Source organism: Sphingomonas sp. SRS2 (genome assembly GCF_000971055.1).
Taxonomy (GTDB): domain Bacteria; phylum Pseudomonadota; class Alphaproteobacteria; order Sphingomonadales; family Sphingomonadaceae; genus Rhizorhabdus.
In genome coordinates this window covers 1-25,107 of the sequence record NZ_LARW01000088.1, presented here as the reverse complement: position 1 = coordinate 25,107, position 25,107 = coordinate 1, and the positions used below count along the sequence as shown (strand labels likewise).

Annotated in this window: 22 protein-coding genes, 1 tRNA gene and 1 pseudogene; 13 read left to right on the top strand and 11 right to left on the bottom strand. The window is 65.3% G+C overall.

Going from position 1 to position 25,107, the window contains the following annotated elements; translation table 11 throughout:
* Positions 1-594: 594 nt before the first annotated feature.
* From WP12_RS11795 to WP12_RS11755, 9 genes are read right to left on the bottom strand one after another with little or no spacing between them, the layout of a single operon-like run.
* Positions 595-996 carry a 2Fe-2S iron-sulfur cluster-binding protein gene (locus WP12_RS11795; protein WP_052730352.1) on the bottom strand — a complete coding sequence of 134 codons (402 nt, stop codon included), beginning with the start codon at positions 994-996 and terminating at the stop codon, positions 595-597.
* Complete coding sequence (locus WP12_RS11790) at positions 993-2,684, bottom strand: FAD-dependent oxidoreductase (RefSeq protein ID WP_046193913.1); 1,692 nt, start codon at positions 2,682-2,684, stop codon at positions 993-995. Before WP12_RS11790 ends, WP12_RS11795 begins: the two co-directional genes overlap by 4 nt.
* Complete coding sequence (locus tag WP12_RS11785) at positions 2,681-3,700, bottom strand: ABC transporter substrate-binding protein (protein WP_046193912.1); 1,020 nt, start codon at positions 3,698-3,700, stop codon at positions 2,681-2,683. Before WP12_RS11785 ends, WP12_RS11790 begins: the two co-directional genes overlap by 4 nt.
* Positions 3,697-4,125 carry a VOC family protein gene (locus WP12_RS11780; RefSeq protein WP_046193911.1) on the bottom strand — a complete coding sequence of 143 codons (429 nt, stop codon included), beginning with the start codon at positions 4,123-4,125 and terminating at the stop codon, positions 3,697-3,699. The genes WP12_RS11785 and WP12_RS11780 overlap by 4 nt, the downstream gene beginning before the upstream one ends.
* A complete protein-coding gene (locus tag WP12_RS11775; protein ID WP_046193910.1) occupies positions 4,122-5,513 on the bottom strand; it encodes an FAD-binding oxidoreductase in 1,392 nt (463 codons plus the stop codon). Before WP12_RS11775 ends, WP12_RS11780 begins: the two co-directional genes overlap by 4 nt.
* Positions 5,510-6,409 carry a dihydrodipicolinate synthase family protein gene (locus WP12_RS11770; protein WP_046193909.1) on the bottom strand — a complete coding sequence of 300 codons (900 nt, stop codon included), beginning with the start codon at positions 6,407-6,409 and terminating at the stop codon, positions 5,510-5,512. Before WP12_RS11770 ends, WP12_RS11775 begins: the two co-directional genes overlap by 4 nt.
* On the bottom strand, positions 6,406-7,170 hold the full coding sequence (locus tag WP12_RS11765; RefSeq protein WP_084691116.1) for an ABC transporter ATP-binding protein: 765 nt from the start codon (positions 7,168-7,170) through the stop codon (positions 6,406-6,408). Before WP12_RS11765 ends, WP12_RS11770 begins: the two co-directional genes overlap by 4 nt.
* Positions 7,167-7,952 carry an ABC transporter permease gene (locus WP12_RS11760; protein ID WP_046193908.1) on the bottom strand — a complete coding sequence of 262 codons (786 nt, stop codon included), beginning with the start codon at positions 7,950-7,952 and terminating at the stop codon, positions 7,167-7,169. Before WP12_RS11760 ends, WP12_RS11765 begins: the two co-directional genes overlap by 4 nt.
* Complete coding sequence (locus WP12_RS11755) at positions 7,940-8,725, bottom strand: LLM class flavin-dependent oxidoreductase (protein WP_052730351.1); 786 nt, start codon at positions 8,723-8,725, stop codon at positions 7,940-7,942. Before WP12_RS11755 ends, WP12_RS11760 begins: the two co-directional genes overlap by 13 nt.
* On the opposite strand from WP12_RS11755, the gene WP12_RS11750 reads away from it, so the two are divergent.
* The 7 genes from WP12_RS11750 to WP12_RS11720 are packed head-to-tail and all read left to right on the top strand — an operon-like array spanning position 8,724 to position 14,931.
* On the top strand, positions 8,724-9,269 hold the full coding sequence (locus tag WP12_RS11750) for a hypothetical protein (RefSeq protein ID WP_052730350.1): 546 nt from the start codon (positions 8,724-8,726) through the stop codon (positions 9,267-9,269). The genes WP12_RS11755 and WP12_RS11750 overlap by 2 nt on opposite strands.
* Positions 9,266-10,234, top strand: coding sequence for a hypothetical protein (locus WP12_RS25265; protein ID WP_160299214.1), 969 nt, complete (start codon positions 9,266-9,268; stop codon positions 10,232-10,234). Before WP12_RS11750 ends, WP12_RS25265 begins: the two co-directional genes overlap by 4 nt.
* Before the next feature lie 2 nt (positions 10,235-10,236).
* Positions 10,237-11,553 carry a P-type conjugative transfer protein TrbL gene (gene trbL / locus WP12_RS11740; RefSeq protein WP_046193906.1) on the top strand — a complete coding sequence of 439 codons (1,317 nt, stop codon included), beginning with the start codon at positions 10,237-10,239 and terminating at the stop codon, positions 11,551-11,553.
* Between the two features lie 6 nt (positions 11,554-11,559).
* Positions 11,560-12,423: a conjugal transfer protein TrbF gene (gene trbF, locus WP12_RS11735; RefSeq protein ID WP_046193905.1), complete on the top strand. Its 864-nt coding sequence runs from the start codon at positions 11,560-11,562 to the stop codon at positions 12,421-12,423.
* Entirely contained in the window at positions 12,420-13,388 is a 969-nt protein-coding gene (gene trbG / locus WP12_RS11730; protein WP_046193904.1) for a P-type conjugative transfer protein TrbG, read from the top strand. Before trbF ends, trbG begins: the two co-directional genes overlap by 4 nt.
* Positions 13,385-14,695 carry a TrbI/VirB10 family protein gene (locus WP12_RS11725; RefSeq protein ID WP_046193903.1) on the top strand — a complete coding sequence of 437 codons (1,311 nt, stop codon included), beginning with the start codon at positions 13,385-13,387 and terminating at the stop codon, positions 14,693-14,695. The genes trbG and WP12_RS11725 overlap by 4 nt, the downstream gene beginning before the upstream one ends.
* Positions 14,696-14,709: 14 nt before the next feature.
* Positions 14,710-14,931: a DUF2274 domain-containing protein gene (locus tag WP12_RS11720; protein ID WP_046193916.1), complete on the top strand. Its 222-nt coding sequence runs from the start codon at positions 14,710-14,712 to the stop codon at positions 14,929-14,931.
* A gap of 414 nt (positions 14,932-15,345) precedes the next feature.
* On the opposite strand, the gene WP12_RS11715 is transcribed toward WP12_RS11720, so the two are convergent.
* A tRNA-Leu gene (locus tag WP12_RS11715) sits at positions 15,346-15,432 on the bottom strand.
* Between the two features lie 103 nt (positions 15,433-15,535).
* On the opposite strand from WP12_RS11715, the gene WP12_RS11710 reads away from it, so the two are divergent.
* The 6 genes from WP12_RS11710 (at position 15,536) to WP12_RS11685 (ending at position 24,918) form a co-directional block, all read left to right on the top strand.
* A complete protein-coding gene (locus WP12_RS11710) occupies positions 15,536-16,474 on the top strand; it encodes a complex I NDUFA9 subunit family protein (protein ID WP_046193915.1) in 939 nt (312 codons plus the stop codon).
* A 6-nt stretch (positions 16,475-16,480) separates the two neighbouring features.
* Positions 16,481-17,278: an undecaprenyl-diphosphate phosphatase gene (locus tag WP12_RS11705; RefSeq protein ID WP_046193902.1), complete on the top strand. Its 798-nt coding sequence runs from the start codon at positions 16,481-16,483 to the stop codon at positions 17,276-17,278.
* A 294-nt stretch (positions 17,279-17,572) separates the two neighbouring features.
* The gene (locus tag WP12_RS11700) at positions 17,573-19,015 is read left to right on the top strand and encodes an NAD(P)-dependent oxidoreductase (RefSeq protein ID WP_046193901.1); all 1,443 of its coding nucleotides are present in this window, start codon (positions 17,573-17,575) and stop codon (positions 19,013-19,015) included.
* On the top strand, positions 19,012-19,566 hold the full coding sequence (locus WP12_RS11695; RefSeq protein ID WP_046193900.1) for a DUF2059 domain-containing protein: 555 nt from the start codon (positions 19,012-19,014) through the stop codon (positions 19,564-19,566). Before WP12_RS11700 ends, WP12_RS11695 begins: the two co-directional genes overlap by 4 nt.
* Before the next feature lie 50 nt (positions 19,567-19,616).
* Positions 19,617-24,131 carry a glutamate synthase large subunit gene (gltB, locus tag WP12_RS11690; RefSeq protein ID WP_046193914.1) on the top strand — a complete coding sequence of 1,505 codons (4,515 nt, stop codon included), beginning with the start codon at positions 19,617-19,619 and terminating at the stop codon, positions 24,129-24,131.
* A gap of 115 nt (positions 24,132-24,246) precedes the next feature.
* On the top strand, positions 24,247-24,918 hold the full coding sequence (locus tag WP12_RS11685) for a glutathione S-transferase family protein (RefSeq protein ID WP_046193899.1): 672 nt from the start codon (positions 24,247-24,249) through the stop codon (positions 24,916-24,918).
* Between the two features lie 78 nt (positions 24,919-24,996).
* Here the strand turns inward: WP12_RS11685 and WP12_RS25835 are convergent.
* Positions 24,997-25,107 (bottom strand): annotated as a pseudogene (locus WP12_RS25835) (IS5/IS1182 family transposase); the annotation flags it as partial.

Below are 25,107 nucleotides of genomic sequence, written 5' to 3'. Positions count from 1 at the left end.
ACGACCCCGAAGAGACTGTTGCACTCCGGGAAGATCACCCCAGCCCTTGCTCGAAAGGCCAAGGCATGATCTGATTATCGTGACGGCATTGCCGCGCACCCCGAAGCGGGGACCTCAGCTAGAGAATGCTAGTAAACCCTGGCAAAGCACAGAGCGCATGCGCCTTTACCCTTGCGGGCTGGACATGCGCGCATGCCACCCGGCCGAAATGGTTCGACCGAGGTGCTTTGCTAGGAGGTTACTAGGCCCCGCCCCCGAGTGTCGCGGGAGCGGGATCAGATTGCTCGACTGCGGAAAGGAAGCAAGTCGAATATCTGGTCTGGGAAGCGGTTAGGGCGGACCTCCCCACTAATCGCGCTCATGTTTGCCCCTTCGTCATACGGAGAGACGGGGCAATGGGAAGGATTTTGGCGCGGAATCGAACGAGCGAACCGAGAACGAAGCTTATGTTAAGGGGAGGAAATTGCGTCTTCAAACTCATGGCAAAGCTATACAAACGCCACGCGTTGATCGGTCGCCGAGTTCGCGTGCGGGCTAAACCTCTCGCCGATCCATTCTTGTAGCTTGCCCAGAACTCGAGGGCTGCATCATTGATCAACCGCTGCTAAATTCTTCAACGCTAGCATTCGAAGGGGTGCTAAGCCGAAAGGCGGCAGGATCGCGGATCGGTGCGATTCGAGCCTTCTTCACCAAGCCCATATCGACGATGACGTCTTTGACCTGCAATTTCTGACGAGCCGGCTCGATGAGCACATCGTCCGTCACCGGAGTGGTGCAGGCAGTGACCACCTCGTCGCCGATCCGCACGACGCAGATGTTGCAGGAGCCGCGGCCACAGGACAAGGCGTAGGCCAGGCTCGGATCATAGCGGCGTTGGACATAGGCCATGGCGGCCGACAGGCTGAGACTGGCCCAGTCCTGGCCGTCGAGCGTCGCGGGTAGCTCGTAGATGGTCGGCTCCTGACCGAACTCCCTCCTTATCCGGATGCGCATCATGCGGGCTCCGCCTCGACCTTGCGACGGTCGAGCGCCAGCGCTCCGTCACGCAGGGATATGACGCTGTTCCAGCCGCTGTCCCCGACAGCGCTGTCATCGTCGGAACGCGCGCGCGCTCCCAGGATCATCGCTTCGATCGCGAGCGACGCGCTGTCGCAATCGAGCGCGTCGTTCCAGTCGCGGTTGAAGCGTGGATCCGCCACCCGACAGGCGAGCTGGGGAAGCTGGTCGGATCGGATCGTCCTGACGGCCGATAATGCTTCGTCCAGCTCTCCCGTAAGCCGGCGGGGGCCGAGGACATTATCGGTTATCGCGATCAGCCTGTCGCGTATCTCAAAGGGCGCCACGCCCTTCTCGCGTCGCAACGGCGCCAGGATCCTGGCGCGCGCACTCTCGCTACCCGCTGGCGAGTGCGGCTGGACATCGGTGGCATGAAGCGCTGCGGAGAGGCCGGCCGCCCGGCCCTGGACCAGTGCCTGCGACAGGGCAGTGCCCTGCAGCCGGTCGGCACCATGCAGTCCGCCGGTGGCTTCCCCGCAGGCGAGAAGGCCGGGCACGCGCGTGCGGCCAGCGGTGTCGATGCGGATGCCGCCGAGGCTGCAATGTGCGACCGGGGCGACTTCGATCGCGCCATCACGGAAGATGATGTCCATCAGGCCGTTCAGTTCGTAGCCCTGCCAGTTCCAGTTGGGCCCGACCTGTTCATGCCACAGCGCGAAATGTTCGATCAGCGTGCGAGGCAGGTGCGCCCAGGAGAGGTAGACGCCGCCGCCGGGACTGCCGCGGCCTTCGGCGACTTCGCTGGCGACGGCCAGCGATATGACGTCCGACGGCGCGAACTCCATCGCTTCCGGGGCCCAGCGTTTCATGAAACGCTCCCCCTTGCGGTTGAGCAGCCAGGCATGGATCCCGCCTTGCGGCCCTAGCAGCCGCCAGGTGAACTGTTGTCCGCGATAAAGCTGCGGGTTCAGCACGCAGCAGGGCAGGAATTGCATGAAATCGGGATCGATCAACTCGGCGCCGGCCTGTAGCGCCATAGCGTGGCCGTCGCCAGCGAGATCTTCGGGCGTGTCGCGCTTGAGCCAGTTCGAGCTGGTGCCGCCGGTGGCGATCACGATCGCCCTTGCGGCGATCGTCTCGACCGTCCCCTGACTGCGATCGACGCCGATGACACCGGCCAGGCCGCCATGGTCATCGCGCAACAGCTCGACCGCCTGAAAATCCTCCCAGAACACCACGCCCGCCCGTACCGTCAGACGATTGATCAGCCGCTGGAGGTCGGGGCCGGGGGTGCGCACCGAGCTTCCGGGGCCGCGGCCGACACCGCCCGGCGTCACCGGGAACTGGGCTCCCTCGTCGAGCAAGATTCTGAGTTCCGCGCCGACACCCTCGACCACCGCTTCGGCCAGAGCGCGATTGCCGAGACCGCGCCCGGCTTCGACGATGTTGCGCAGGAATTTGGCCTTGGTGTCGCCGGCATCGGCATCGAGGCCGAGCTCGTTGACCAGCGTCTCGCCGCACACCGCGATGCGTCCGCCCGACGATACCGTCGCGCCGGCGCGCCCCGCCAATCCCTTGGCGATGACGGCGACCTTCGCGCCGGCCTGCGCCGCGTGGAAAGCTGCCCAGGCGCCGGCTGCCCCGGCACCGAGGACAACGACGTCGAACGAGGCTGCGCTCTCGGTCATTTGGACGAGCCTTCGGGCTCGGCAGGGAAGAGGAACGCGTCCGGATCGACCCTGGTGACCCCGACGGCGGCAGGCCCGGTGGTGGCGACGATCGCGTCGAGCAACCGCTGGGTCGCGGCGATCAGCTCCGGACGATAGGGCGGGTTCTCCGCCTTGCGCGTCCCGTCTCGGAAGGCGGGGATCAGCTCGGGCTTGACGCCAACCTGCTTGCCGATCTCCTCCCACACCTGATCGTTGGTCGCGAGGATGCGATAGGCTTCGGCGAACATCGCATCGAGCTTGCGGATCGCGTTCGGGTCGGGATGGCGCTCCAGCCATTTGTCGGTGACGTTCCAGAGCAGATAATAGGCGTTGGGATCGAAGCCGGCCTGTTTGATGAGCTGCGGGATGTCCCCGACGACACGCAATTGGCCGGTCGCCACCGGCGACAGCGCGACCGAGCGGAACTGGATCGCCGCATCGATCGAACCGCGGCTGAGCATCTGGTTGAGCAGCGGCGGCGCACCGCCGATCGCGGTCGCATCCTTTTCGATGTCGAAGCCATAGGCGCGCTTGCCCGCTGCGCGGAGGATCAGCCAATCGACCATGGTCGTGCCGAACTGCCCGAAGCGGCGGCCCTTGATGTCGGCGAAACTCCTGATGTCCGATCCGGCCGGAACGACGATCTGGTTGCTGTAGGATTCGAAGGCGCGGAAGGATTTGATGCCGATCCCGGCCTTGCGCTGACGTTGCACCTCCGCGAAATTGCCGGGAAACACGTCGGCGGCGTCGGTGCGCGCCAGCATATATTGCTGGCCGGGCGCGGCGAAATCGACCTGCTCCACCGCAAATCCATATTTTGTGTCGAGGTGGAATTTGGCGATGACATAGGGCAGCGCGCCTTGGCCCGACGAAGGGCTGATCGCGAGCCGGAACGGGATGGCGCCGCCGGCAGGCTCGACCTCCTTCTTGCCGCCGCAGCTCGCAAGCGCGACTAGGCCGAGGAAGAGGGCGAATGATCGGAGGATGGTCTTCACGGGTTGTCCTTGCCGGCGGCCCTACCCCACTCGACGATGTCGGGGCTGTCCGCTTCATATTGGATGATCTGAACTTCGAGGCCGTCCGGACGCGAGAAGAGCGCGGACAGGGCCGACGCGGCGGGCAGGGGGTTCGGGCCGCGTTGCAGCGACAGCCCCGCCTTGCCCTCCACCGCGATCGCATCGCTCGCGACATCGTCGGACCGGAAGGCGATGTGCAGCAGGGTCGGTGTCGTTGCGTCCGGCGTTTCCACCAGCTCGATCTTCATGCCCGTGCCGTCGCCGATCATTGCCATCGCGCCACCGGTGCGCCCCAATGTGCCGCGCCGGATGAGCTTGAGGCCCGCCACGCTTTCGAAATGCGCGATCGCCTGTTCGATGTCGGAAACGCCGAGCGCGAAATGGTCGATCCGTCCGATCGTCATGCCCGTGTCCTCGCGCTCGCCAGCCGGCCGCGGTGGATCAGATTGAACGGATCGGTCTCGGCCTTGAGGGCGACGATCCGGCTGACGTCGCCGAACAGGCCGTTTTCCTCGATGCTGTGCGTATGCGGATTCTGATAGGCGATGCCGGCCTCGTCGCAATGGGCGATGAGCGCGCCGATCCCGGGATCGGCGCGGATCGCGGCGACCGTCGCGGGCAGCGTCTCGGCGCCGTCGAAGCCCAGGGCGCGGACCATCCAGGGCGAGCGGATATATTTGTTCTCGATGAGCAGCGCGTCGCCGAAGCGCTGCTTCAGCGCGCGCAGGTCGTGGTCGGGATCGTGCGGATCGGGATAGATGTGCAGGAAGGCGGCGTCCGGATACATACGCTTCACCCAGTACATGCGGTGCCCATAGACCAGTGCGGCGATCGACGGGCGGGATGGCTCCTCCAGCGCCCAGGGCTGCCAGCGCACCAGTCGCCCGCCATGCCGCGTCGCGATCTGGTGCGCGTCGTCGAACTGCTCGTCATCGAGGATGGCGAGGACACTGGCCCCGGTGCCGATGATGTCGGCCAACACACGCAGACCCTGGCTTGCCGCCGCCTCCTGCGCCGCCACGACGCGGTGGACGAAGCGGGCGTCGCGTGAGATTTCGGTGGTGAAGGCGCTGGCATGGTCGAAGCTCGGGAAGCTGCCCACCACCTCAACCCACGAACGCTGTCGCGGCGTTGCCAGTTCGACCTCGACCAGTATGCCCGCGACGCCGAAGGTGTGGAACAGCGGCTCGGCGGCTTTGGCGGACAGCTTCAGCAGGCGCGGGCTTTCCTCGACCGTCATCAGCGTCGCCGCGCGGACGATGCCGTCCCACACCGCGCCATTGGTGCTGCTGCCGAGGCCGACATGGCCGCCGGCGATCCAGCCGCCGACGGTGGCGGTGGCATAGGTCGTGGTCAGGATCGGCACCTCGGCGCCATGCGACCGGGCGGCGCGCTCTAGATCGCCCAGGATCGCGCTCGCGGGGGATCGGACGAAGCCGTCACCGGCCACGACATCGCCCGCCAGGTTGCGCAGGTCGAAGAGCAGGCCACCCGCGCTGGGATCGATGAGGCCGAAATTGGAGGTGCCGGCGCCACGCAGGGTGATTGGCGTCCGTTCGAGCGCGGCCACTGAAACGGCGGCGGCCAGCTCGTCGATGCTGCGCGGAGCGACGGCGGCCTGCAGCCCAAGCTGGGCGCCCTCGGCCGACAGCCGCTGCTTGCGCGCATCGGCGAGGGAGGGAGAAAGCCAGCTCTGATCGCGGGTGAGGGCAGCGACTTCGCTCGCCCCGGTCGCGATCCGGTCCGACGGCAGCGCGTCGCGCAGCTTGTCGATCAGCACCGAGCCGCTCATGGCGCCACTGCCGCATCGGCCGCCGCGAGAGCCTGTTCGATTTCGCGCTCGGCATCTGCGCCAAGCGGCTGCTGCGGCGCGATCGGGCTGCCGACCGCATAGCCGCGCAGCTTGAGGGCGGTCTTGATGCAGGCGGCGAGCGGATATTTGCGGAAGGCCTCGTTGATCGGCCAGAGCGTGCGCTGCAATTCGAGCGCCGCGTCGATATCGCCGGCGAGGACCAGATCGCGCAGCTTCTTCGCGGCGCGCGGGATGACGCAGGCCGGCCCCGCCATCCAGCCGACGCCGCCGAGCAGGAAGACGATCGCCGGGATATGCGCCGAGGCGCTGAATATCTCGAGCTTGTCGCCGACATGATTGAGCAGGCTGAGGATCCGGCCGGTGTCGCCGGTCGCATCCTTGATATAGCGGATATTGGGCCGCTCGGCGAGGCGAAGCAGGCCGGCGGTGGTGAAGTCGGTGCCGAGCAGGGCGGGGTTGGTGTAGAGCACCACCGGGATTGACACAGCATCGGCGATCCGCTCGAAATAGGTGAGCGCGCCCTCCTCCGAGGTGGCGAAGCCGTTCTGGCGCATCACGACGATGCCGGCCGCACCGAGATCCTGCCAGGTGCGGGCCTGCTGGACGCCATCCTCGATCGAGAAGGCGGCCACGCCGGGGACGACCGGAACGCGCCCGGCCGCGGCTTCGAGCGTGGTCTCGACGACCTGGCGTCGTTGTTCCTGGGTTAGATAGATGACCTCGCCGGTGCTGCCGAGCGGGGTGAGACCATCGACCCCGGCATGGATCAGATCGTCGACGAGGCGCGCGAGCACGGCGGTGTCGATCCGGCCCTCATCGTCGGTGGGGGAGACGAGATAGGGATAGATGCCGTGGGGCAAGCGCAGGGAGGTCATGCCGCGTTGCTCCGCACCGGCGCCGCGAGGCTCGGTTCGACGGCGGCCAGGACCTGTTCGGAGAGCCGGCCGAGACCCGGATCGGAGCGCCGCCGCGGCCGCGGCAGATCGACCTTGAAGTCGGCGATGACCCGGCCGGGCCGATTGCTGAGCACGAGGATGCGATCGGCGAGCTCGCAGGCTTCGCCGATATTGTGGGTCACCATCAGCACGGTGCGCTTGGTCTCGATCCAGAGATCGAGCAGTTCGCGGCGCAGATGCGCGGCGGTGAGCTCGTCGAGGGCGGAGAAGGGCTCGTCCATCAGCAGGACATCGGGTTCGATGACGAGCGCGCGGGCGAGCGCGACGCGCTGCTGCATGCCGCCCGACAGTTGCTGGGGCAGCACGTCGAGCGCGGTGCCGAGGCCGACGCGGCGCAGGATTTCGGAGGCCTGTTCGGCGGCCTGCGCGCGCGGGACGCCACGGACCTCGAGCACCAGCGCCACATTGTCCCGCGCGTTCTTCCACGGCAGGAGCCGAGGCTGCTGGAACATATAGGCGAGGGTGGCCTGCGGCGGATCGAGCCTGAACTGGCCATCAAAGCCGGTGTCGAGCCCCGCGGCGATGTGCAGCAGCGTCGACTTGCCGGAGCCGCTCGGCCCGACCAGCGCGGTGAAGCTGCCGGGTTCGAGCACCAGCTCGATATCCTCGAGCACGGCGCGTTCGTCGCGGCTTTCGGCGAAGCTGCGCGAAAGCTTCGTGAAGGACAGGCGCGCGGTCATTGCATTTCCCTTCGTTGCCATTTGAAGGCCCAGCGTTCGATGCCGCGCACGACGAAAATCTCGAACAGCAGCATCAGGATGACGAAGGGCAGGGCGCTGCCCAACACGCGGGGCATGTCGGCAAGGCTGTAGAAGAACTGGATGCGGTAGCCGACGCCGGACGACCGGCCGATCAGCTCGACGAAGATCATCAGCCGCCAGACCGATGCCAGGCCGCTGCGCGCAGCGGCGAACAGGAAGGGCGCGGCCTGCGGCGCCAGCACCTGACGGAGCTGAACCGCACGGGGCATCCGGAAGGCGCGCGCCATTTCGGTCAGTTCGGGATTGATCGAGCGGACACCGTGCCAGATGGTGTCGATCATCGAAGGCGCCACGACGAGCGCCGCGCCGATCATCGCCGAATAGTCGTTGATGCCGAAGATCAGATAGACGACGACCACGCAGACGAGCGACGGGATCGATGCCGCCACCGTGACCCAACCGCCGAGCAGACGCGCGGCGAAATCCGACAGGCCGAACAGCGTCCCCGCCACGATCGCGATGAGGAAGGCGATGAGGAACGCGCCCAGCACGCGCAGCGCGGTGACGCCGACATCGGACCAGAGATAGCCCTCGTCGTGCGAGGAGATCATCGCGCCGATCGCATCGACCGGCCCGGGCAGCAGGTCGCTCCCGAGCAGCAGGGCGCCGGTCTGCCACAGGAGGAAGAACAGCAGCGCCGACGCGATCGGGAAGGCGAAGGCGGACAGTGTGGCACGGGGGCGGGCGATCACAGTGGCCATGTGTGTGCCGCCGGTTCGAGATGGGTGGACGGGGGCAAGGGCTGAGCCGCATGCCCGGGATGATCGGCAGGCAGGACGGCGCCCTCGCCGAAGAGCCGCTCGCGCAGGGTGGGGCCGGCCGGGGGCGACAGGCGGCCCCGGCGGCGCAGTTCGGGAACGACCAGCTCGATGAACTCGTCGACGCTCTTGCTGCGGATCATATAGGCGATGTTGAACCCGTCGACATCCGCGCCATCGACATAGCTTTCCATGCGGTCGACGATCTGGGCCGGCGTTCCGGACACGACATTGCCCGCACCACCGAACGCATAGGAGCGCAGCAGATCCTTGACGGTGAAGCGCTGACCATCGCGCGCGATCCGGCGCAGGAAATCGCCGGTATGCTGGCTGTTGCTGCTGGTCAGTTCGAGCGTCTCGAAATCGACGCTGTCATCGGGATCGCTGCCGCGAAGATCGATGCCGGCCCATTGCTGGAGGACGATCAGCGCGGCTTCGGGATCGCACGCATCGACGAAGTCGTGATATTTCGCCGCAGCCGCCTTTTCCGTCTCCCCGACGACCGGGATGATCCGCGGCATGAACTTGATGTGCTGCGGGTCGCGACCTGCCGCGACAGCCAGCGCCCGCGTTGACGCGACCAGCCGCGCGGTCTCCCCGATCGTCGTCGCGTTGAGATAGATGCACTCGGCATGGGTCGCCCCGAAGCGGCGGCCACGATCCGAACTGCCGGCCTGGAAGAGCACCGGCGTCCGCTGCGGCGAGGGCTCCGCCATGTGGATCGCCGACAGCGAGATGCTCGCCTTCGCTCAGCACATCACCGACACCAGCGGCCGGATTGCGCGTCAGCGCCACCTTGAAGCGCGGGATGCCGTAGGCGCTCTTTTCCTGCTTCAGTTCGATCGCCAATTCGTGTCGCATGGCGACCGGTTCGTCGAGCCGATCCCTATCACCCGAAAGAGCCGGAGGGTGCTGGAGAGGACGATATCCGGTCTCGAGATGGCAAGGATCAATTTGATCCACGAGCCTGCCTCCAACGGTCGCATCACGATGATCCGGGATCTCAATCGATATACCCAAGCGAATCCCGATATGCTCGCCGACGATGAGAGGTCGATCGCGACAGACATCGGGATCGATGAGCATGACGAGTTCATGCGCGCGCAGTTGCATGCCTGGTTTGATGGTTTCGCGCGCAACCTACGCGAACCTCCGGCGGACGCCCGGTTTCCCTCGGACGCGTCGCCGACCGGGGCGCCGATGACCTCGCTGCGCGATGTGGAGGAGCAGGCGCCCTTGAAGGGGAACAGCACTTTATGAAGGAGTTCAGGAGCGGTTCGCAGATATTGTTCGGTCACCTTCCGGAGCAGACCGTCGACGCAGGCGGTGGCATCTGGAAAGTCAAACGCTGGAACGACCCGAAAACTGTCAATGCCATCGACACCGGAGCGCTCCGCGAGGAACTGATCCGGGCCGCCTATCCCTGGAAAGAGGCGAACCCTAGCCAGGACGGTGGCTTCGTCGATGACTTACTGGCGCATCGGCCCGTGCGCGTCCACGCCTTGAACCGCGAGGAAGGCGTCTACTGCGAACCCTTCCCACGGTTATTCATGTGCCAGCGCTGCAAGCGGCTCCACGACGACGCCATGGGGAAATGTAAGTGTGGCGCCACAGCGCGGCGCGGCCAGCTTCCCTTCGTAGGATACCACGACGCTTGCGGAGCGATCAAAACGCCATACGTCGCGAAATGTCCGCAGCATAAGCAACGAGCAGTGCGCTTTCCTGGCACTGCTTCGGCTGCAGAACTGGTTTTCTATTGTCCAGAGTGTCCGCCTGGCACGTTTCTCAACCGGGGATTCGGAGCGTCTTGTGACTGTGCCCTAGGAGGGGCGCTTTCGTTCACGGTCCACCGGTCGGGCAACGTCTTCAAGCCGCGCGGGATCAGCATGATCAATCCGCCCCGACGGGAAATCCTGATCCGCATCGAGCAGGCGGGCGGTGGGGAACGCGCGCTCGAGTGGATGCTCGAAGGCATGATTGGGAGGCGGCTCACGGAATCGGCTGCTGCCCAGAATCCTGCCTCGATCCGCAAGCTCCTTGAAGACCGCGGGTTCGATGAAACGACGATCTCCGCGATGATCTCCGCGATGCCCGACACTGCCGAAGCGGGAAAAAGCACACTGGAGCTCGCCCCCGAGTTGCGCGCAGATGCGGAACGCGAAGCCAAACAGGTGGCGCTCGGTGTGCTTCCCGGAGGCACAGCGCATGGAAAGTGCCCGCGGTGACCATGAACCCCGACCTCAATATCATCGACAGCTTCCTCGAAGCGTTCATCAGCTACATCGACAGCGGCTTTGGTCTGCTGTCCGGCGATGTCGCGTTCCTCACCACCGTCCTGATCGGCATCGACGTGACGCTGGCCGCGCTGTGGTGGGCGATGGACAATGACCAGGATGTGCTGGGCAAGCTCATCAAGAAGACGCTCTATGTCGGGGCCTTCGCTTTCATCATCGGCAATTTCAGCACGCTGGCCGACATCATCTTTCAGAGTTTTTCGGGCCTCGGCATCACAGCGGGCGGCGGGGGCGTATCGGCCGACGATCTGATGCATCCCGGCGCGATCGCCGGCACCGGCTTCACCGCCGCGCATCCGCTGCTCGATCAGGTGACGGAGATGTCGGGGTTCCCGGAGTTCTTCGGCAATTTCCTCAGCATCGCGGTGCTACTCATCTGCTGGCTGCTGGTGGTGCTGGCCTTCTTCATCCTCGCCATCCAGCTTTTCATCACGATCCTGGAGTTCAAGCTGACCGCGCTCGCCGGGTTCGTGCTCGTGCCGTTCGCGCTATGGAACAAGACCAGCTTCCTGGCCGAGCGCGTGCTCGGCAATATCGTGTCATCCGGCATCAAGGTCATGGTCCTCGCCGTCATCATCGGCATCGGCACCAATCTGTTCGGCGAACTGACCGCCCTTGTCGGCAGCGAGCCGGAGATCGCCGAAGCGCTCAGCCTGCTGATGGGCGCGCTCACCCTGTTCGGCCTTGGCATCTTCGGTCCCGGCATCGCGTCCGGCCTTGTCTCCGGCGCACCGCAGCTTGGCGCAGGTGCAGCAGTCGGCACGGTCGCGGGCGCTGCCCTTGCGACCGGCGGCGCGGCCATGCTGGGTGCGCGCGGCGCGATGGCGGCCGGGCGAGGCGGCATGGGTGCGATCAAGGCCGGCACCGCGATGGGATCAGCGGCGCAGGCGTCCTACCGGCTCGGTCAGGAAACGTCCGGCAGCGCCAGCATCGGCGCAGGTCTTGGCGGCATGGCGACTGCCGCTGGTGGCGCCACATCGCGGGGGATGAAAGCCGCGGCATCCCGCATCGCCGGTCCTATTCGTGCGAGCGCTGAACGTGGCCAGCAGGCCGCATGGAATGCGGGTCGCACTTCACCCGCACCTGCCACTGCTTCTGCCAGCGCCGCATCCGATTCCACGCCTGCGTGGGCGCAGAGCCTGCGCGCGCAGCAGACCGCCCGGCATCAGCGCCACATGGCGATGCAGACGATCAAGGACGGAGATCGTCCGGGCGGCGCCGCCAATCCCGACCTTAGCCAGAAGGAGTAATATTCCATGATCTTCAAGCGATCCATCCAGCGTTATGGGCGAACGCCCGAACCGGAAACACCCTATCAGCGCGCCGGCCAGCTATGGGACGAGCGCATTGGCTCCGCCCGTGTGCAGGCCCGCAACTGGCGACTTGTCGCCTTCGGATGCCTTGGACTTACCGGCGTGCTGATCAGCTCCAATGTCTGGCAGTCGATGCAAAGCCGTGTCGCCCCCTATGTGGTCGAGGTGGACCGGCTGGGCGAGGCGCGCAGCGTCGCGCCCGCGATCCAGAACTACCAGCCCACCGACGGCCAGATCGCATGGCACCTGGGCCGCTTCATCTCCAATGTCCGTTCCGTTTCGACTGACCCGGTGTTGGTGAAGCGCAACTGGCTCGACGCCTACGACTTCGCCACCGACCGGGCCGCACTGTTCCTCAACGAATATGCGCGCAGCAACGATCCGTTCGCAGCGATCGGCCAGCGCAGCGTCTCGGTGCAGGTGACGAGCGTGGTCCGCGCGTCCGACAGCAGCTTTCAGGTCAAATGGACCGAGAGCATTTTCGAGCGCGGCAGTCTCGCGAAAACTGAACGCTGGACCGCCATGCTGACCATGATGCTCCGGCCGCCGAAAACGGCCGATGCGCTCCGCAAGAACCCGCTGGGCCTGTTTGTCAACGCCATTGACTGGGCGCGCGAACTGGAAGGCCAGCCCACGTCATCCGGGCCGCAAGGCCAGCGCCAGCAGCAACCTTTGCCAGCGACCGCCGTGCCGCAGGTGCCGTCTGCTGTTCCGACGCCGTCCGTCGCCGCCGTTCCGGCCACTAACGCCGCACCAATTCCAGCGACACCCGCCAGTCCGACCAATGAAGGAGAACCCGGCCAATGATCCGGACCATCATACTGTCTGCTTCCGCACTGGCGCTGACCGCCTGCGCGGGGAAGACCCCACCGCCAACGATCGCCTATGACGCGGCCGACTTCCGGTCCGCGACACAGCAGGCAGAGCCGGCCCGGCCGGTTGAGATAGTGGAACAGCCCGTGCCGCTACCGCTTCCCGGCCAACTGATGCCGCCGCCATCGGTGAAAGGTGAGACGCGGGAACCGGCCGCGCGCATCGAAGCCGCCAACCGGGCCGCCACGCGCGAGCCGTCCAGTGCGGGCTACATCAACGCCGTGCAGGTCTATCCCTGGACCGACGGGGCGCTGTATCGCCTTTATACCGCCCCGGAACGGGTGAGCGACATTGCCTTGCAGCCCGGCGAAAAGCTGGTGGCGGTGTCCGCTGGCGATACCGTCCGTTGGATCATAGGCGACACGACCAGCGGCGCGGGAGATCAGGCCCGCGTGCATGTCTTGGTGAAGCCCTTCGCAGCCGGGCTGACGACAAATATGGTCATCACGACCGACCGTCGCGCCTATCACCTCGCGCTCGAAAGCACCGACCGCACGGCGATGGCCGCGATTAGCTGGACCTATCCGCAGGACCGGCTCGTGGCGCTTCGCCGCCAGAACCGGGACGCCGAACAGGCGCGGCCGGTCGCGGAGAATATAGCGCTCACCAATCTGCGCTTCCGCTACGAGATCACCGGCGACAGCCCGCCGTGGCGACCGATCCGGGCATGGGATGATGGCGCCAAGGTCTATATCGAGTTTCCTGCGCGGCTCGATCAGGGCGAGGCGCCGCCACTGTTCGTTGTCGGCCCGCTGGGCGACACTCAGTTGGTCAACTACCGCGTCAGCGGCAATCACTATATCGTCGATCGTCTGTTCGCGGCGGCCGAACTGCGCCTTGGCGAGAAGCCGCAGCAGGTCGTGCGGATCAGCAGGACGGACGGGAGGTCACGGAAATGACCGTGCCGCCCGTTGAACCGATTCCGCCCGCCGCTCCCGCCGCGCCTGATCCGGCAGCGCCGGATGTCGCGCCCACTGCGCCACCGCGTAAAGCGCCCCCCGAGGCGCTCACCCTGCGCGCCGCACCCCGCCGCGTGGTCCGGTTCAAGCGCGGCGTCATCATCGGCGGCGCGGCGGCCGGGTCGCTTGCCATCGCCGGCGTCGCGTGGATGGCGCTGGGGCCGAAAACGCTTCGGCTTGTCGAAGCGAGCGACAAGGCGATTACCGAGCGCCACACACCCGCCGATCAGGTGATGAACCTGCCCGGCACTTATGGCGAGGTCGCGCCGGGCGTCCCGATCCTGGGGCCGCCGCTCCCCGGCGATCTTGGCAGGCCCATTCTTGACAGGCAGCGGCAGCTTGAGGCGGGCGGCGTCATGCCTGGTGGCTCCGCCATGCCGCCTGCCACGACCCCGGAGGAACAGGCGGCCGAAGCCGAGCGCCAGCGGATCGCCGCGCAGGCGGCACAGGCCCGCGAGGCGGGCGTCATTGTGCAATCCTCGGGGCGCGCAGCAAGTGCTGTTGCAGGTGCGGCCGCCGAGATGGCGACCAGCGCAACGCCCGCCGTCGAACCGGCACAGGCGGACCGGCTGGCGCTGAACCCGGACACCGACCCGAGCAATCAACAACGCAAGCTGGATTTTACCGGGCAATCGGCATCGGGCGGGATCTACAACGCCCATGCGCTCCAGACCCCGGCATCGCCGCATCAGGTGATGGCAGGCAGCGTGATCGCCGGCAGCCTCCTGACGGGACTTAACTCCGATCTTCCTGGCATGGTCGTGGCGCAGGTGACGGAGAATGTCTTTGATACCGTGACCGGCCGCACCCTGCTTATCCCGCAAGGTTCGCGGCTGATCGGCAGCTATGACAGCGTGGTGGCGTTCGGGCAGAGCCGCGCCTTGCTGGTGTGGCAGCGGATCATCCTGCCCGATGGCAGTTCCATCCAGATCGACAATCTGCCCGCGACCGATGCCGCTGGCTACGCTGGGCTGTCCGACAAGGTGGATTACCACACCTGGCGTCTGCTCAAGGGCGTGATGCTATCGACCCTGCTGGGCGTCGGCACCGAATTGTCGATCGGCAATGACGAAAGCGACCTTGTGCGGGCGCTCCGTCAGTCAACCCAGCAGTCCGCCAATCAGGCGGGCCAGCAGATCGTGACGAAGAACCTCAACATCCAGCCCACCATAACCGTCCGTCCCGGATGGCCGCTTCGCGTGATCGTTCACCATGATCTGGTCCTTCGGGAATGGCGCGGGCGCTGACAGGAGACGCCGCCATGCTCAAACTCGCCAAGCTGCCCGACCGTACGCCGGTGAAGATCGGCATCACCGTCACGCCCGACCTTGCCCATGCGCTGGCGGATTATGCTGCTCTCTATAACCGGGCCTATGCCGACAAGGCGGAGTTAGCCGACCTGATACCGGCCATGCTCGAATCCTTTCTCACCAGTGATCGCGCGTTCGCCAAAGCCCGCAAGAGCACGGAGGCGGGGACATGAGGAGACAGCGCGAGATCGGCCGCTGCTGCTGCCCCGCGCGTGCGGGATGGCAAACAGAAAATGCTCACAATGGAGGATGATCGGCTCTGGACCCCGAGAGAATTGTCAAAATTCCTTGGCTATTCGGAAAGCACTATCTGCCGGATGGTGTCACAATGTCCGGCCAAACTGCCGCCGCGAGTTGCAGCCCTCGCTCGCCCCAGATGGCTGCCGGAGGTCGCGCGTGAATGGGCGCGGGTCAGTAGCGATCCCCCAGGCCTGCGGGGCGGCCGTCCTCGGCACATCCGGTAGTCGGCCGTCTTCTAACGCGCACCGTTCATCGCAATTTTGAAACGGCCTATGGCATCCCCCGAGGGGGTCAGTGTGCCAAACTGTGCCAAACCCCCGGAAAAATCCTTGTTTTTCAAGGGGATATGGTGCCCAGGAGAGGACTCGAACCTCCACGGCCTTGCGGCCACTGGCACCTGAAGCCAGCGCGTCTACCAATTCCACCACCTGGGCATCCGGAGCGGAGGCCGGGCGGATAGCGGCGCTGCTTGTGCCTTGTCAACAGCTTCCGTGCAGGGCAATGCGGGGAAAATCTGATCATCAAGGGAATATGACGATGAGCCGTCTTATCACGCTGTTCGGCGGTGGTGGTTTTCTGGGCCGTTATGTCGCGCAGGAGCTGCTCAAGGCCGGCGCCCGCGTCCGGATAGCCGAGCGCGATCCGTCCGACGCCTGGTTCCTGAAACCGCTCGGCGGCCTCGGCCAGATCCAGTTCGTTCCAGCCAGCGTCACCAAGCCCGCCAGCATCGCCCATGCCGTCGAAGGCGCGGATGCGGTGATCAACCTTGTTGGCATTTTGAAGGGCGATTTCGACGCGATCCAGCGCAAGGGCGCGGGCAACGTCGCGGCGGCGGCGCGGGCGGCAGGGGCCGATACGCTCGTCCATATCTCCGCGATCGGCGCCGACCCCGAATCGCCGTCCGCCTACGGCCGCAGCAAGGGCGAGGGCGAGGCCGCCGTGCGCGCGGCCTTTCCCGAAGCGACGATCATTCGGCCTTCGGTGGTGTTCGGGCAGGAGGACGGCTTCCTCAACCGTTTCGCCGCGATGCAGGCGATGCCGTTCGTGCCGGTGCTGCGCGGCGGGGTGAAATTCCAGCCGGTGTGGGTGGCCGATGTAGCCCGCGCGATCGCGGCCGCGGCGACGAGCCCAGCCGTGCATGGCGGCCAGACCTATGAATTGGGCGGCCCGGAGGTCGTGACGATGGCTGGCCTCAACGAATGGCTGGCCAAGGCGACCGGACGCGAACCCAATTTCGTGCCCGTGCCCGATTTCGCCGGCGCGATCCTTGCCACGCTGATGGGCATGGTGCCGGGCGCGCCGATCACCCGCGACCAGTGGCTTATGCTTCAGAAGGACAATGTCGTTTCGCCGGGCGCCAAGGGGATCGAGGCGTTCGGTATAGCGCCTACGCCGATGGAGGCGGTCGCACCCGGTTGGCTGGTGCAGTACCGCCCCAACGGCCGCTTCGCCACGACCACCAAGCCTGCTGCCTGACGCGTCATGGAGATGTCGCTGCTGTCGATAGTCCTGCTCGGCATTGTCGAGGGGCTGACCGAATTCATCCCGGTGTCCTCGACCGGCCATCTCATCCTGGCGGGCGAGGTGATGCGGGTGCCCCAAGGCACGGAGACGTTCGACATCGTCATCCAGCTCGGAGCGATCCTCGCTGTGGTGGTGCTCTATCGCCAGCGCTTCCTCGACGTGATCGCCGGCCTGTTCCGGCGCGATCCTCAAGCAATCCGCTTCACCCGCAACGTGCTGATCGGGTTCCTGCCGTCGGCCGTGATCGGCGCAGTCGCCTATGGCGCGATCAAGGCGATGCTCAACGCGCCGATCATCGTCGCGGTGGCGCTGATCCTGGGCGGCGTGGCCATCCTCGTCATCGAGCGCACAGTGCGCACCCCGACCTGCGACAGCGTCGAGGGGATGAGCGTGAAGACCACGCTCGGCATCGGCATGATCCAGTGCCTGTCGATGATACCCGGGGTCAGCCGCTCCGGCGCGACGATCATGGGGGCGCTCACCCTTGGCGTCGAACGCCGCACCGCCGCCGAATATAGTTTCTTCCTCGCCATTCCGACGATGATGGGGGCAACTGCGCTGGCGCTTTGGAAGGCGCGGAACGAGCTGGGGGATGCGCAGGCCACCGCGATTGCAATCGGCTTCGTCATATCGTTCATCGTGGCGATGCTTGTCATCCGCTGGTTCCTCAATGTCGTAACACGCCACGGCTTCGCGCCCTTCGCTTGGTACCGCATCATCGTCGGCTCCATCGCATTGATATGGCTGATGATTTAATAGGTCCGATACGGCCATTAACTTCCGCCATGCCGCGGAGGCGGCGGGCGTAGTGCTAGATTTCCACAGAAAATAGGTAAGCAATGCTGCCTTAATATGTGAAAAAAGCGTGACTCGGGCCACTTTTCATGAGAATGGCGGCTGATGGTCATGGTCGTCCGGCGGATTGCCGATAGTCGACAGCCGTCGGCGCCCAAGACCTTAAACGCTTTTGAGGAAAGCCGATGCTGTCATCGGCGGGCCGTTCCACGCGTCCCGCTGCTGAGGGGCGTGGGCTGTGGCGGGGACAGGTCGATGGCTAACGAGCCGATGCTCAAATTCGTGAAGGTGGGACAGGCCTATCCGCCGAAGCGCGCACCCGACGCGCGCGTCTCCGATTTCGACGAGATTTCGCCGCTCTATGCGGACGACAATGCCGAGGAGCAGGCTTCGCGCTGTTCGCAATGTGGCGTGCCCTATTGCTCGACGCACTGTCCGCTCCACAACCATATTCCCGACTGGCTGCGCCTCACCACCGAAGGGCGGCTGCGCGAGGCTTATGAGCTGTCCAACGCCACCTCGACCATGCCCGAGATCTGCGGCCGCATCTGCCCGCAGGACCGGTTATGCGAAGGCAATTGCGTCATCGAGTTTTCGGGCCATGGCGCGGTCACGATCGGATCGGTCGAGAAGTACATCACCGACACCGCCTGGGAGAATGGCTGGGTCGAGCCGGTTCAGGTCGGCCCAGCGCGCGGCCAGTCGGTCGGTGTCATCGGCGCGGGTCCTGCCGGGTTGACCACCGCCGAACTGATGCGCGCGCGCGGCTATGAGGTTCATGTCTACGACCGGCATGACCGGGCAGGCGGGCTGCTGACCTATGGCATCCCCGGCTTCAAGCTCGAAAAGCCGATCGTGATGCGCCGTGTCCAGCGGCTGATCGATGCGGGCATTGTCTTTCATCAGGGTTTCGAGGTCGGCCGCGATGCCTCGCTCGCCGAGCTGCGCGAGAAGCATGATGCGGTCCTGATCGCCACGGGCGTTTATAAGCCGCGCGCGATCAAGGCGCCGGGCGTCGGCGCTTCCGGCGTCGTCGAGGCGCTCGATTATCTGACGGCGTCGAACCGCAAGGGGTTCGGAGACGCCGTGCCGGCGTTCGACGATGGCGGCCTCGATGCGCAGGGCAAGCATGTCGTGGTGATCGGCGGCGGCGACACCGCGATGGATTGCGTGCGCACGGCGATCCGCCAGGGCGCGGCATCGGTGAAGTGCCTCTATCGCCGCGACCGCGCCAACATGCCCGGATCGCAGCGCGAGACGAAGAATGCCGAGGAAGAGGGCGTCGAGTTCGTCTGGCTGTCCGCACCCGAGGCTTTCGACGGCGGCGATGTCGTCAGCGGGGTCCGCGCGATCAAAATGCGGCTTGGCGAACCCGATGTTTCTGGCCGCCGCACCCCCGAAGCCGACCCGGGCAGCGAGTTCCGCCTCGACGCCGATCTGGTCATCAAGGCGCTCGGCTTCGATCCCGAGGACCTGCCGGGCGCGTTCGGCAGCTCCGAACTGTCGGTGACCCGCTGGGGTACGTTGCGCGTCGATCATAAGACGATGCAGACCTCGGTCGACGGCGTGTTCGCGGCCGGCGATATCGTTCGCGGCGCGAGCCTCGTCGTCTGGGCGATCCGCGATGGCCGCGACGTGGCCGATCGGATGCATCTTTATCTGAAGACAAAGGCGAAGGCCGAGAAGGTGGCGGCATGATGCGCGCCATCATCATCGCCGCTGCGCTGGTTGTTGCCGCTCCGGCCCATGCCCAGTCGGATGTCGATCCGGCGCGCCTGGCTGTCGCCCAGCAGATTGTCGAGCAGGTCATGCCGCCCGGTCAACGGGATGCGATGATCGACGCGATAGTGCGACCCACTGTAGCGAATGTTCGAGAAGCATTCAGCCAGTCGCCGGACTTGAAGAGCCTGCTTGCGAAAAAGCTGGGCGCTCAGCAGGTTTTGGAACGCTTTGTCGATAGTCAGATGGAGGCGTCCATCGCGTTGACCAAGGCAAGCCTTCCGAGCCTGCTGGATGCGATGGCGCGGGCCTATGCGCGGCGTTTCTCGACAGAGCAGCTCGCGGACATCAGCGCTTTTTTCCGGACACCCAGCGGTCGCGCCTATGTCGCGCAATCAGCGACTATGATGAGCGACCCTGATGTGCAGGCGGCGCAGCGGGCGATGATGATGAAATCTCTCGAAGGAATGCAGGAACGGATCGCGGATTTCGTTGCCGACCTGCGGCGGACCGAAGGTGAGCGGAAATGAGCAACGATCCCCGCAAGATCAGCGAGCAGATCAAGGGCGACCCTGCATGGATGGCCTCCGAGCGTGAACGCCTCGCTCGCGACGGCATGTATCACCCAGAAATGGAAGGCGATGCCTGTGGAGTCGGCCTGGTGGCGGCGACCGACGGCAAGCCGTCGCGCCGCGTCGTCGCGGCGGCGATCGATGCGCTGAAGGCGGTGTGGCATCGCGGCGCGGTCGACGCGGACGGCAAGACCGGTGACGGCGCGGGCATCCATGTCGACCTGCCGGTACGCTTCTTCGACGATGCGATCGAATATGCCGGCCACAAGCCCCGGCCGAACCGGCTTGCGGTCGGCATGGTCTTTCTGCCGCGTACCGATCTGAGCGCGCAGGAGAACTGCCGCACCATCGTCGAGAGCGAGATCATCGATTTCGGCTACACCATCTATGGCTGGCGGCAGGTGCCGGTCGATGTCTCGGTAATCGGCGAGAAGGCTCTGCTCACCCGCCCCGAGATCGAGCAGATCATGATCGCGGGGCCGATGCCCGACGAGATGAGCCTCGAGGAGTTCGAGAAGAACCTGTACCTGATCCGCCGCCGCATCGAGCGCAAGGTCATCGAGGCGCAGATACAGGGCTTCTATATCTGCTCGCTGTCGGCGCGCTCGATCATCTACAAGGGGCTGTTCCTCGCCGAGGAGCTGTCGGTCTTCTATCCCGACCTGAAGGACGAGCGCTTCGTCAGCCGCGTCGCGATCTTCCATCAGCGCTATTCGACCAACACCTTCCCGCAATGGTGGCTGGCGCAACCTTTCCGCGCGCTTGCCCATAATGGCGAGATCAACACGATCCGCGGCAACAAGAACTGGATGAAGAGCCACGAGATCAAGATGGCTTCGCTCGCCTTTGGCGAGCATTCGGACGAGATCAAGCCGCTGATTCCCGCCGGCGCTTCGGATACCGCCGCGCTCGACGCCGTTTTCGAGACGATCTGCCGATCGGGCCGCGATGCGCCGACCGCGAAGCTGATGCTGGTGCCCGAGGCATGGCAGAACAGCCATGACGTGCCCGAGGCGCGCCGTGCGATGTACAGCTATTTCGGGTCGGTGATGGAGCCGTGGGACGGCCCCGCCGCACTCGCGATGACCGACGGCCGCTGGGTCGTGGCAGGCGTGGACCGCAATGCGCTGCGTCCGCTGCGCACCACGCGCACGGCCGACAACCTGCTGATCGTGGGATCGGAGACCGGCATGGTCGTCGTTCCCGAAAGCACGATCATCGCCAAGGGGCGGATGGGCCCGGGCCAGATGATCGCGATCGATCTTGAGGAAGGCCGCCTCTATGGCGATGCCGAGATCAAGGACAAGATCGCGAGCGAGAAGCCTTATGGCGAATGGGTCAAGGACTTCCGCACGCTCAAGGATCTGCCCACGCCCGCGGAGGATATGATCCCGCGCTGGTCGCGGCCGGAACTGCTGCGCCGCCAGGTCGCGGCGGGGCAGACGCTGGAGGATATGGAGCTGATCCTCAGCCCGCAGGTCGAGGAGGCCAAGGAGGCGATCGGCTCGATGGGCGACGATACGCCGCTCGCGGTGATTTCGGACAGGCCCCGGCTGATCAGCCATTTCTTCCGGCAGAATTTCAGCCAGGTCACGAATCCGCCGATCGACTCGTTGCGCGAAACGCGGGTGATGAGCCTCAAGACCCGCTTCGGGAATCTGGCCAATATCCTCGACAACGAGTTGCAGCAGGCTGACGTGCTGGTGCTCGAAAGCCCGGTACTCCATTGCCGTGACTGGCACGCGCTCCAGACGCATTTCGGCGCGCAGGCGGCCGAGATCGACTGCACCTTCGACGTCCTTGGCGGCCCCGACGCGCTGCGCCAGGCGATCACCCGCGTCCGCGCCGAAGCCGAGACCGCGGTGCGCGAGGGCAAGGCCGAGCTGTTCCTGACCGACGAGCATGTCGGGCCCGATCGCGCGGCGATCGCGATGGTGCTGGCGGCGGCGGCGGTGCACACCCATCTCGTGCGCAAGGGGCTGCGCTCCTACGCATCGGTCAACGTGCGTTCGTCCGAATGTCTCGACACCCATTATTATGCGGTGCTGATCGGCGTCGGCGCGACCACGGTGAACGCCTATCTGGCGGAAGCGGCGATTGCCGATCGGCATGCGCGCGGCCTGTTCGGCGATCTCGGCCTGGCCGACTGCCTGAAGCGGCATCGCAAGGCGATCGACGACGGTCTGCTCAAGATCATGTCGAAGATGGGGATCGCGGTGATCTCCAGCTATCGCGGCGGCTATAATTTCGAGGCGGTCGGGCTCAGCCGGGCCCTGGTCAACGACTTCTTCCCCGGCATGCCGGCCAAGATATCCGGCGAGGGCTATAATTCGCTGCAGATCAACCTGCTCAACCGGCACGAGGCGGCGTTCGACGATGTCGTCATCGCACTGCCGGTTGGCGGCTTCTACCGCCAGCGGGCGGGCGGAGAGGCACATGCCTATTCGGCGCAGCTGATGCATCTGCTGCAGAGCTCGGTCGCAACCGACAGCTATTCGACTTATCTGCAATTCTCGCGCGGGGTCCGTGACCTGCCGCCGATCTATCTGCGCGACCTGCTCGAGTTCAACTGGGCGCGGGAGGGGATCGCGATCGACTCGGTCGAGCCGATCACCGAAATCCGCAAGCGTTTCGTGACGCCGGGCATGTCGCTCGGCGCGCTGAGCCCGGAAGCACATGAGACACTGGCGATCGCGATGAACCGCATCGGCGCCAAGGCGGTGTCGGGCGAAGGCGGCGAGGACCGGAGCCGCTACACGCCTTATGCTAATGGCGACAACGCCAATTCGGTGATCAAGCAGGTCGCATCGGGCCGCTTCGGCGTCACCGCCGAATATCTCGGCGCGGCCGAGGAGCTGGAGATCAAGGTCGCGCAGGGCGCCAAGCCAGGCGAGGGCGGCCAGCTTCCCGGTTTCAAGGTCACGGAGATGATCGCCAAACTGCGGCACTCGACCCCCGGGGTGATGCTGATATCGCCACCGCCGCATCACGACATCTATTCGATCGAAGATCTGGCCCAGCTGATCTACGACCTCAAGCAGATCAATCCGCGCGCGCGGGTGTGCGTGAAGCTGGTCAGCTCGGCGGGTATTGGCACCGTCGCGGCGGGCGTCGCGAAGGCGCATGCGGACGTGATCCTGGTCGCGGGCCACGTCGGCGGTACCGGCGCTTCGCCGCAGACGTCGGTCAAATATGCCGGCACGCCATGGGAGATGGGCCTCAGCGAGACCAATCAGGTGCTGACGCTCAACGGTCTGCGCCACCGGGTCAAGCTGCGCACCGACGGCGGGCTCAAGACCGGGCGCGACATCGTCATCGCTGCGATCCTCGGTGCGGAGGAGTTCGGCATCGGCACGTTGTCACTGGTGGCGATGGGCTGCATCATGGTGCGCCAATGCCATTCGAACACCTGCCCGGTGGGCGTCTGCACGCAGGACGAGGCGCTGCGCAAGAAATTCGTCGGCACGCCTGAGAAGGTGATCAACCTGATGACCTTCATCGCGGAAGAGGTGCGCGAGATACTGGCAAAGCTCGGCGTGCGGTCGCTTGACGACATCATCGGCCGCACCGAACTGCTCCGTCAGGTCAGCCGCGGCGCCGAGCATCTCGACGACCTCGATCTCAACCCGGTGCTCGCCAAAGTCGACGCGCCCGCGAACAAGCGCCGCTTCAACATCGATACGTTCCGCAACGAGGTGCCCGACAGCCTCGACGCGCAGATGATCGAGGACGCCAGGGCGGTGTTCGACCGGCGCGAAAAGATGCAGCTGACCTATACGGTGCGGAACACCCACCGTGCGGTCGGTACGCGGTTCTCGGCGGAGATCACCCAGCGGTTCGGCATGTCCTCGCTCGCCGATGGGCACGTCCATATCCGGCTGCGCGGATCGGCCGGCCAGTCGTTGGGGGCCTTTGCGGTCAAGGGCATCACGCTCGAGGTGTTCGGCGACGCCAACGATTATGTCGGCAAGGGCCTGTCCGGGGCGATCATCGCGGTGCGCCCGATGGTGTCGTCGCCGCTGGAGACCAAGTCGAACACGATCATCGGCAACACCGTCCTGTACGGCGCTACCTCGGGCAAACTGTTCGCGGCGGGGCAGGCGGGGGAACGCTTCGCCGTCCGCAACTCCGGCGCGACCGTGGTGGTCGAAGGCTGCGGCGCCAATGGCTGCGAATATATGACCGGCGGCATCGCGGTGATCCTGGGCCGGGTCGGCGCCAATTTCGGCGCGGGCATGACCGGCGGGATGGCGTTCATCCTCGATGAGGATGGCGATTTCGACCAGAACGCCAATCCCGAGAGCATCATCTGGCAGCGTTTCGCATCGGTCCGGTGGGAAACGCGCTGCAAGGCGCTGATCGCCGAGCATGCCGAGCGCACCGACAGCAAATGGGCCCATAGTGTCCTCGACGACTGGGATCGCTGGCGGCAGCGTATCTGGCAGGTCTGCCCGAAGGAAATGGTCAACCGGCTCGATTATCCACTAAGCGACGTGGAGAATGAGATCGTCGCGGCGGAGTGACCTATATCCCCCTCCCTGCCCGGGAGGGGGTTAAAAAAAGGTCAGCGGGGAAGCGAGTGTTCTGCATTTCACCCTGCTGACATAGGTAGCGCATGCCGATAGGGTCGCCGCCACGATGTGGCAGCTTTATCAATTTCCGCTTTGTCCCTTTTCCCGCAAAGTCCGGCTCCAGATGGAGGAGAAGGGCATTGCCTATGACCTGGTGCGCGAGTCGCCCTGGTTGCGGCGGGACGAGTTCCTCGATCTCAATCCGGTCGGGCAGACCCCGGTGCTGGTCGATCCGGCGGTCGGCACCACGCTGATTCACAGCTGCGCGATCTCCGAATATATCGAGGAGACGGTCGAACCGGTGCCGATGCTTCCCGGTAATGCCGCGGCGCGCGGCGAGATAAGGCGTCTGGTCGCCTATTTCGATGAGAAGTTCTACGCCGATGTTGTCGGACCGCTGCTCTATGAGCGGGCGCTGAAACGGATCGTCCATCGCGCGCCGCCCGACGCGGGAATCCTTCGTCAGGCTATGAAAGCCGTCAACGATCATCTTGATTATGTTGATTATCTTGTCGGGAGTCGCCGCTGGATCGGTGGGCCGCTGCTTAGCCTCGCCGATCTCGCCTGCGCCGCGCATATCTCGGTCGCAGACTATCTGGGCGGGATCGACTGGCGCGGTCATGAGGAAACCAAGCAATGGTATTCGGGGATGAAGTCGCGCCGCTCGCTGCGCCTCATCCTGTCCGACCGGATGGAGCTCGTCGGCCCGCCCGAACATTATGAGAAGCCGGATTTTTGAGTTTACGCGTCGCCCCGGCGGAGGCTGGGCCGGTACCGCTTCCACGTAAGTGAAACAAACTCTAGGGGTTGTGGGGATTCATCGCGAGTTGATGACGGCTGCGGCGAGGTAGATCATTGCGGAGAAGCTTAGATCGGTTTTGCAGGCGCGCATGGCGATGCGCTTGAACTCTTTGAGTTTGCAGAAGAA

Bases quoted from the DNA above. Each gene is read 5' to 3' on its own strand.
- WP12_RS11795 (WP_052730352.1), bottom strand. From the start codon at position 996: ATGATGCGCATCCGGATAAGGAGGGAGTTCGGTCAGGAGCCGACCATC.
- WP12_RS11790 (WP_046193913.1), bottom strand. From the start codon at position 2,684: ATGACCGAGAGCGCAGCCTCGTTCGACGTCGTTGTCCTCGGTGCCGGG.
- WP12_RS11780 (WP_046193911.1), bottom strand. From the start codon at position 4,125: ATGACGATCGGACGGATCGACCATTTCGCGCTCGGCGTTTCCGACATC.
- WP12_RS11775 (WP_046193910.1), bottom strand. From the start codon at position 5,513: ATGAGCGGCTCGGTGCTGATCGACAAGCTGCGCGACGCGCTGCCGTCG.
- WP12_RS11770 (WP_046193909.1), bottom strand. From the start codon at position 6,409: ATGACCTCCCTGCGCTTGCCCCACGGCATCTATCCCTATCTCGTCTCC.
- WP12_RS11765 (WP_084691116.1), bottom strand. From the start codon at position 7,170: ATGACCGCGCGCCTGTCCTTCACGAAGCTTTCGCGCAGCTTCGCCGAA.
- WP12_RS11760 (WP_046193908.1), bottom strand. From the start codon at position 7,952: ATGGCCACTGTGATCGCCCGCCCCCGTGCCACACTGTCCGCCTTCGCC.
- WP12_RS11750 (WP_052730350.1), top strand. From the start codon at position 8,724: ATGTGGATCGCCGACAGCGAGATGCTCGCCTTCGCTCAGCACATCACC.
- WP12_RS11755 (WP_052730351.1), bottom strand. From the start codon at position 8,725: ATGGCGGAGCCCTCGCCGCAGCGGACGCCGGTGCTCTTCCAGGCCGGC.
- WP12_RS25265 (WP_160299214.1), top strand. From the start codon at position 9,266: ATGAAGGAGTTCAGGAGCGGTTCGCAGATATTGTTCGGTCACCTTCCG.
- trbL (WP_046193906.1), top strand. From the start codon at position 10,237: ATGAACCCCGACCTCAATATCATCGACAGCTTCCTCGAAGCGTTCATC.
- trbF (WP_046193905.1), top strand. From the start codon at position 11,560: ATGATCTTCAAGCGATCCATCCAGCGTTATGGGCGAACGCCCGAACCG.
- trbG (WP_046193904.1), top strand. From the start codon at position 12,420: ATGATCCGGACCATCATACTGTCTGCTTCCGCACTGGCGCTGACCGCC.
- WP12_RS11725 (WP_046193903.1), top strand. From the start codon at position 13,385: ATGACCGTGCCGCCCGTTGAACCGATTCCGCCCGCCGCTCCCGCCGCG.
- WP12_RS11720 (WP_046193916.1), top strand. From the start codon at position 14,710: ATGCTCAAACTCGCCAAGCTGCCCGACCGTACGCCGGTGAAGATCGGC.
- WP12_RS11710 (WP_046193915.1), top strand. From the start codon at position 15,536: ATGAGCCGTCTTATCACGCTGTTCGGCGGTGGTGGTTTTCTGGGCCGT.
- WP12_RS11705 (WP_046193902.1), top strand. From the start codon at position 16,481: ATGGAGATGTCGCTGCTGTCGATAGTCCTGCTCGGCATTGTCGAGGGG.
- WP12_RS11700 (WP_046193901.1), top strand. From the start codon at position 17,573: ATGGCTAACGAGCCGATGCTCAAATTCGTGAAGGTGGGACAGGCCTAT.
- WP12_RS11695 (WP_046193900.1), top strand. From the start codon at position 19,012: ATGATGCGCGCCATCATCATCGCCGCTGCGCTGGTTGTTGCCGCTCCG.
- gltB (WP_046193914.1), top strand. From the start codon at position 19,617: ATGGCCTCCGAGCGTGAACGCCTCGCTCGCGACGGCATGTATCACCCA.
- WP12_RS11685 (WP_046193899.1), top strand. From the start codon at position 24,247: ATGTGGCAGCTTTATCAATTTCCGCTTTGTCCCTTTTCCCGCAAAGTC.